The organism is Desulfocurvus sp., from assembly GCF_023230885.1.
Lineage (GTDB): Bacteria > Desulfobacterota > Desulfovibrionia > Desulfovibrionales > Desulfovibrionaceae > Desulfocurvus.
Map to the genome: position 1 here is coordinate 1 of NZ_JALNWM010000193.1, position 6,857 is coordinate 6,857.

Consider the following 6,857-nt stretch of genomic DNA (forward strand, 5'->3'; position numbering starts at 1 on the left):
GGTGAAGTTCAAGATCGCCGCCGACCCCGAAGACCTGCTTTCCGCCGACGAGTACGAAGAGCTGGTGGCCCAGGACGCCCACTAACCCATTCAGGAGCAAGGCCCCATGCCCTACGTTCCCCACACCGAGGAACAGACGCGCGACATGCTCGCGACCATCGGCGTCGCGTCCATCGACGACCTGTTCGCGGACATTCCCAAGCACCTGCGGCCCAAGAGCTTCGACCTGCCGGCCGGACTGTCCGAGATGGAGGTCCTGGCGCGCATGGAGCGCCTGGCCGCCAAGAACAGGACCGACCTGGTCAGCTTCCTCGGCGCGGGATTCTACGACCACCACATCCCCGCGGCCGTGGACGCCCTGGCCAGCCGCGGCGAGTTCGCCACCGCCTACACGCCCTACCAGCCCGAGGCGTCCCAGGGCACCTTGCAGGCCATCTTCGAATACCAGACCGCCATGTGCCGCCTGCTGGAGATGGACGCGGCCAACGCCTCGGTCTACGACGGGGGCTCGGCGCTGTTCGAGGCCATGATGATGGGCGTGCGCGCCACCCGGCGCACCCGGCTGGTGGTCAGCCAGACCCTGTCGCCCATCTACCGCATCATGCTCGATTCCTACACGTCGAACCTGAACCTCGAGCTGGTCACCGTGCCCCACAAGAACGGGGCCACGGACTTCGCGGGCATGATGGACGCCGTGGACCAGGCCACCGCCGCCGTGGTCGTCCAGAATCCGGACTTCTTCGGCAACGTCGCCGACTACACCGAGCTGTTCGACCACGCCCGGGCCGTGAAGGCCGTGGGCGTCATGGCCGTTTATCCGCTAATGCAGGCCGTGCTCAAGACCCCCGGGGCCATGGGCGCGGACATCGCCGTTGCCGAGGGCCAGAGCCTGGGCCAGCCCCTGTCCTTCGGCGGGCCGTACCTGGGCATCATGGCCTGCACGGCCAGGATGGTCCGCCAGATGCCCGGGCGCATCGTGGGCCGCACCGTGGACAGCCAGGGCCGCACCGGCTACGTCCTGACCCTGCAAGCCCGCGAGCAGCACATCCGCCGCCAGAAGGCCACCTCCAACATCTGCTCCAACCAGGCCCTTTGCGCCCTGCGCGCGCTGATCCATGTGAGCCTGCTCGGGCCCGGCGGCCTGGAGCAGACCGCCCTGCGCTGCATGGAGCTGGCCCACTACGCCCAGGACCGGCTGACGGCCATCCCGGGCGTCTCGCGCCTGGGCGACGGCCCCTTCTGCAACGAATTCGCCGTGCGCCTGCCCGTGCCCGCCTTCGAGGTGGTCGACCGGCTGACCGAGCGCGGCTTCGTGCCGGGCTTCCCCCTGGGCCGCTACTATCCCGGCCTGGAGAACTGCCTGCTGGTCGCCTGCACCGAAAAGCACACCCGCGAAGACATCGGCGTCATGGCCGAGCTGCTGGGAGGACTGTTGCGATGAAAACGCTGTTCGAGCAATCCACTCCCTGCCGCCGGGGCGCCTGCGCCGGGCTGACCACGACCAGGGCCACGGACTTCCTGCCCGCCGGGCTGGTGCGCTCCGGCCGGGCGCGCCTGCCCGAGCTGGGCGAGCTGGACGTGGTGCGCCACTTCACGCGCCTTTCGCGGCAGAACTTCGGGGTGGACGGCAACTTCTATCCCCTGGGGTCGTGCACCATGAAGTACAACCCCAAATTCATGGAGCGGGTGGCCGCCCTGCCGGGCTTCACCCGCCTGCACCCGCTCATGGCCCAGCTGCGCGGCGCCGGGCACCACACCCAGGGCGCCCTCGAGGTCATGTACCACATGGAGGAGCTGCTGTGCGAGATCACCGGCATGGCGGGCTACACCCTGCACCCCATGGCCGGGGCCCACGGCGAGCTGACCGGGGCCATGATCATCGCCGCCTACCATAAGGCCAAGGGCAACAAGAAGACCAAGGTCATCTGCCCCGACGCCGCCCACGGCACCAACCCGGCCTCCGCGGCCCTGGCGGGCTTCGAGGTCGTGTCCATCGAGTCGCGCGACGGCATCGTCGACCCCGAGGCCCTGCGCGCGGCGCTGACCGACGACGTGGCCGCCGTGATGATGACCTGCCCCAACACCCTGGGCCTGTTCGAGCGCAACCTGCCGCAGGTGGTGGAGATGATCCACGCCGCCGACGCCCTGCTCTACTACGACGGCGCCAACCTGAACGCCATCATGGGCAAGATGCGCGTGGGCGACGCGGGCTTCGACGTGGTCCACCTGAACCTGCACAAGACCTTCGGCACGCCCCACGGCGGCGGCGGCCCGGGCTCCGGGCCCGTGGGCGTTTGCGAAAAGCTCGTGCCCTTCCTGCCCGTCTCGCGGGTCAGAAAGCTCGACGACAACCGCTTCGTCCTGGACTACGACCACCCCCAGTCCATCGGCTACATGGCGCCGTTCTACGGCAATTTCGGCGTGTTCCTCAAAGCCTACGCCTACATCCTGCGCCTGGGCCGCGAGGGTCTGGTCCGCGCGTCGGAGAACGCCGTGCTCGCCGCCAACTACCTGCGCAAGCGCCTGGAAGGCGTGCTGGAGATTCCCCACAACCGCATCTGCATGCACGAGTTCGTGGCCAGCGCCGTGGGCGAAGCGCTCAACGGCGTGCGCGCCCTGGATATCGCCAAGGCCCTGCTGGACAAGGGCTACCACGCCCCGACCATCTACTTCCCGCTCATCGTCAAGGAATGCTTGATGTTCGAGCCCACGGAAACCGAAAGCAAGGACACCCTGGACGCCTTCGTGGACGACCTGATCGCCATCGTGCGCCAGGCCGAAACCGACCCCGAGGCCGTGAAGGCCGCCCCGGTGACCCTGCCCGTGACGCGCCTGGACGAAACCCGCGCCGCGCGCGAAATGGTGCTGACCGATGACTGCGACTGCGGCTGAGCGCCGCGTGCGCTTCGATCTCGTGGTTCTGGGCGGCGGCCCCGGGGGCGTGGACTGCGCCCTCGAGGCCGCCGCCCTGGGCCTGTCCACGGCCCTGGTGGAGCGCGCGGAGCTGGGCGGCACCTGCCTGAACCGGGGCTGCATCCCCACCAAGCTCTTCCTGGGTGCGACGGACTGCGTTCACGCCATGCACGCCCAGGCCCGGCTGCGCCTGCTGTCCGGCGACATCCGCGTGGACCTCGAAGCCCTGCAAAAACGCAAGGGCCAGATGCTCGCGGGCAGCCGCAAGGCCATCGAGAAACAGCTTGCCGATGCCGGGGTCGCCCTGCTGCGCGGCCAGGGCACCGTGCGCTCGGCCGCCGAACTGGAGGTCGACACGGACCAGGGCCCCGTGGCCGTGGAATTCGGGCGGCTGGTGGTGGCCACGGGCTCGCGGCCCACGGCCTTCCCGGGCATGGAGCCCGACGGCGACCGCGTGCTGGACTCCGACGCCGCCCTGGAGCTGACCCGGGCCCCGGCCTCGCTGCTCATCGTGGGCGGCGGAACCATCGGCCTGGAGCTGGGCCGATTCTTCGCCCGCCTGGGCGCGGCCATCACCGTGGTGGAGGCCCAGGATCGCCTGGCGCCCTGGGAGGACGCCGAGGTGTCGGCCACCATCGCCGCGCTGTGCAAGCGCGAAAAATGGACCCTGCACCTGGGCGGCCGGGTGAAAAGCCTGCGCACCGAGGGCGGCGCGGCCCTGCTGGAGCTGGAATCCGGCCAGACCCTGGGCGCGGAGCTGGCCCTGGTCGCCACCGGGCGCGGCCCCAACACGGCGGGCATCGGCCTGGAGGCCGCCGGGGTGCGCCTGGGCCGGGGCGGCTTCGCCGAGGTGGACGCCTTCCTGCTGGCCGCGCCCACGGTGGCCGTCATCGGCGACGCCAACGGCAAGGCCATGCTGGCCCACGCCGCCGCGCACCAGGGGCGCTATGCCGCGCGCCACGCGGCGGGCCGCGAACAGGCGCCCTACGCCTGCGGGCCCATGCCCTGGTGCATCTACGGCGCGCCGGAAACCCTGCGCGTGGGGCGCATGGTCAGCGAACTGCTGGCCCAGGGCCTGGAGCCCCGGGTGGGCACGGCCCAGCTCGCGGCCAACCCCATCGCCCAGAGCCACGCCAGCGCCCAGGGCTTCGTCAAGGTCGTCTGGCTGGACGGGCGCGTGGCCGGAATCACCGCCGTGGGCCACGGCGTGGCCCATCTGGTCACCGCCGCCACCGTCATCGTCCGCGACGGCTGGACCCGCGAGGACGCCCAGGCCCTGGTCTGGGCCCACCCGACCCTGGACGAGGCCCTGCACCACGCCCTGAGCGCCGGGCCCGTCCCGGCGCGGTCCTGAGCCGGGCCGCCCGTGTTCACCCCCTCCCCAGACAGCGCCGCGCGCGAAACCTCCGGCGTGCCGGGCATCCTCGAAGCCGTGCGGCCCCTGGTGCTGGCCTCCGGCTCGCCGCGCCGCCGCGAGATGCTCACGGGCCTGGGCCTGCGCTTCGAGGTGCTGCAAAGCCCCGAGCCCGAACCCCTGCCCCTGCCGGGCGAGGCCGCCCGGGACTACGCCCTGCGCGCCGCGCAGGCCAAGGCCCAGGCCGTGGCCGCCCTGCGCCCCGGGGCGGTGGTCCTCGGGTCGGACACCGTGGTCGTGCTGGGCGACGAAATCATGGGCAAACCCGCCGACCCCGACGAGGCCATGCTCATGCTCACCCGGCTGGTGGGCACAACCCACCATGTGGTTTCCAGTTGCGTGCTCCTGCGGCCCGACGGCCCGCCCGCGCGGCTTGCCGTATCCACCGAGGTGACCATGGGCCCGCAGCCCCTGGGGGTCATCCTGGCCTATGTGGCCACGGGCGAGCCCCTGGACAAGGCCGGGGCCTACGCCATCCAGGGCCGGGGCGGCTTCCTGGTGGAGCGCATCCGCGGCTCGTACACCAACGTGGTCGGCCTGCCCCTGGCCGAGGTCGTGGAAGTCTTGGTGTCCTGGGGCGTCGTCGCACCGAGGCAGGACTGAGGGAGCGCGCATCCGCGGTGTCTTCCTGGCAAATCCGCCGCCAGGCTTCCATGCGAAGGCCGCTCGTCTTGGGGGCACCTGGACGCCTGTGCTGCATTCGCGCGGGAGGCATTTTGATCCGGATGAAGGCCTCCGCCTGAGCCAAAGGGCTGAACTGCCGGGCTCCTGCGGGGCATTCGCCTGCCCGGGCGCCCCCCCATCCGGAGCACAGGCGAAGGATGCGGCGCTTTCGTTGCGCGGGGGGCGACCACCCAAGCAGTCAGGCAACATCCGGAACGCCGCGGGAACACGCTGCGCACCAGAGGAGGGCACGATGAAACACACGGGGGCATGCCTGTGCGGCAAGGTCGCCTTTGAGGTGGAAGGCACTTTTGACAGTTTCTTCCTTTGCCATTGCGAACGATGCCGCAAAGACACCGGCTCCGCCCATGCCGCGAACCTGTTTTCCTCCACAGCCAGGTTGAGATGGCTGACCGGGCAGGAGGAGATCCGGACATTCGACTTCAATGCGAGTGGGCATATCAAGAGTTTCTGCGGCACTTGCGGTTCGGCTCTCCCGAATGTTCAAATGGATGGAGCCCTGCTCGTCGTTCCGGCGGGCAGCCTCGACACCGACATACCGATCAGACCGGATGCCCACATTTTTATGGCCAACAAAGCCAACTGGGACTTCGAACTGGAGCGCGTGCCCGGGTTCGACGGGCCGCCCGGAGAGAGCGAGGAATAAGGCCCCGGCCGGGCCTCCGCGCGGGGCCAAGGCCGGACGCGGGCTCCCCGGGCCAGGGCCGGGCAAGCCCGGGACGCCGGCGGACGAAACCACGGCCGCAAGCCGCCACAGCGCCGACAACAGGCCGCCGCGAGCCGGAAAACCACGGAGCTTGCCATGACCTACCTGGCCGCCATTCCGGAGATCAAGCCTTTCCTCCACGGCGCGGACCATGTCGACATCCGGCATGTGGACTCCGCCAAGCCCATGCGCGAATTCATCGCCTGCGCCCTGTCCTACATGCCCGGCTGGATGGTGGCGCTCTACAAGGTCCGGGGCGTGTTCGTCCGGCTGCTGGGGCTGCGGCAGGGCGGCTATCCCGGCGCCGAGAGGGTCCGGCCGGAGGACGTGCTTTTCTCGCCCGGCAGGATGCCGGGCAGCTTCTTCACGGTGGAAGGCGGCCAGGAGGAGCGCTACTGGATCGCCGGGGCAACGGAAAAGCACCTTTCCGGACACCTCGCCGTGGCCGCGGAGCCGTTGCCGGACGGGATGAAACGGTTCCACATGGCGACCATCGTCCGCTATCGCCACTGGACGGGCAGGGTCTATTTCAACATCATCCGCCCGTTTCATCATCTGGTCGTCTGGGCCATGCTGCGCCATGCGGCCAGGTAGGGCCTGACGGGGCGCGCAGACACGGCCGGTCCCGGGGGCTGCGGAGGCTGGCCGGGCCGCCGCGCACGGCTCCGCGCCCGCCGCCCGCCGGGGCCCCCGGCCGCACACGGACGCGGCCCCGGGTCCCCAGAGCGGCGGAGCCGGGCCGCCCCTGGCAGAAACCGTCGCGACGCCGCCAGCGGCAGGACATCGGTTCCGGCGGCGGCGCCCGGGCCACGCGGCCCAGGAGGAGGCATGACCACCCTCGACCCCGCCCTGGCGGCGTGGAGCCACACGGCCGACGCGGCCCAACGCCTGCTGGTCATGCCCGACGGCTGCCGGGACCTCATCGTGCAGCGGCGCCCGGGCCAGCCCGCGCGCCTCGAACTCTCCCCGCTCATGCCCGCCCCGCAGCAGGTGGCCGTCGTCCCGGGGCATGCCTTCCTGGGCGTCCGACTGCGGCCGGGCGCGCGGGTCGACCCGCGCGCGCTGCGAGGAGCCCCCGTGCCGGACGGCCCGCAGGGCCTGGCGGCCCTGGCCCGGGAGGCCGCCAGCCTTCCGGCGGAC

At 71.0% G+C, this 6,857-nt stretch carries 7 protein-coding genes; all 7 read left to right on the forward strand.

What is annotated here, in order from left to right; genetic code table 11:
* The first annotated feature begins 106 nt into the window (after positions 1-106).
* A complete protein-coding gene (gene gcvPA, locus M0P34_RS12575; protein WP_291499677.1) occupies positions 107-1,441 on the forward strand; it encodes an aminomethyl-transferring glycine dehydrogenase subunit GcvPA in 1,335 nt (444 codons plus the stop codon).
* Positions 1,438-2,892 (forward strand): aminomethyl-transferring glycine dehydrogenase subunit GcvPB, encoded by a 1,455-nt coding sequence (gcvPB, locus tag M0P34_RS12580; RefSeq protein ID WP_291499678.1) that lies wholly within the window; start codon positions 1,438-1,440, stop codon positions 2,890-2,892. The genes gcvPA and gcvPB overlap by 4 nt, the downstream gene beginning before the upstream one ends.
* Positions 2,893-2,899: 7 nt before the next feature.
* Entirely contained in the window at positions 2,900-4,267 is a 1,368-nt protein-coding gene (locus M0P34_RS12585; protein WP_291499679.1) for an FAD-dependent oxidoreductase, read from the forward strand.
* Positions 4,268-4,279: 12 nt separating this feature from the next.
* Entirely contained in the window at positions 4,280-4,930 is a 651-nt protein-coding gene (locus tag M0P34_RS12590; protein WP_291499680.1) for a Maf family protein, read from the forward strand.
* A gap of 313 nt (positions 4,931-5,243) precedes the next feature.
* A complete protein-coding gene (locus M0P34_RS12595) occupies positions 5,244-5,657 on the forward strand; it encodes a GFA family protein (protein ID WP_291499681.1) in 414 nt (137 codons plus the stop codon).
* A gap of 156 nt (positions 5,658-5,813) precedes the next feature.
* Entirely contained in the window at positions 5,814-6,311 is a 498-nt protein-coding gene (locus M0P34_RS12600; protein ID WP_291499682.1) for a DUF2867 domain-containing protein, read from the forward strand.
* 234 nt (positions 6,312-6,545) lie between these two features.
* The coding region (locus tag M0P34_RS12605; RefSeq protein ID WP_291499683.1) for a hypothetical protein at positions 6,546-6,857 on the forward strand (312 nt) is incomplete at its 3' end.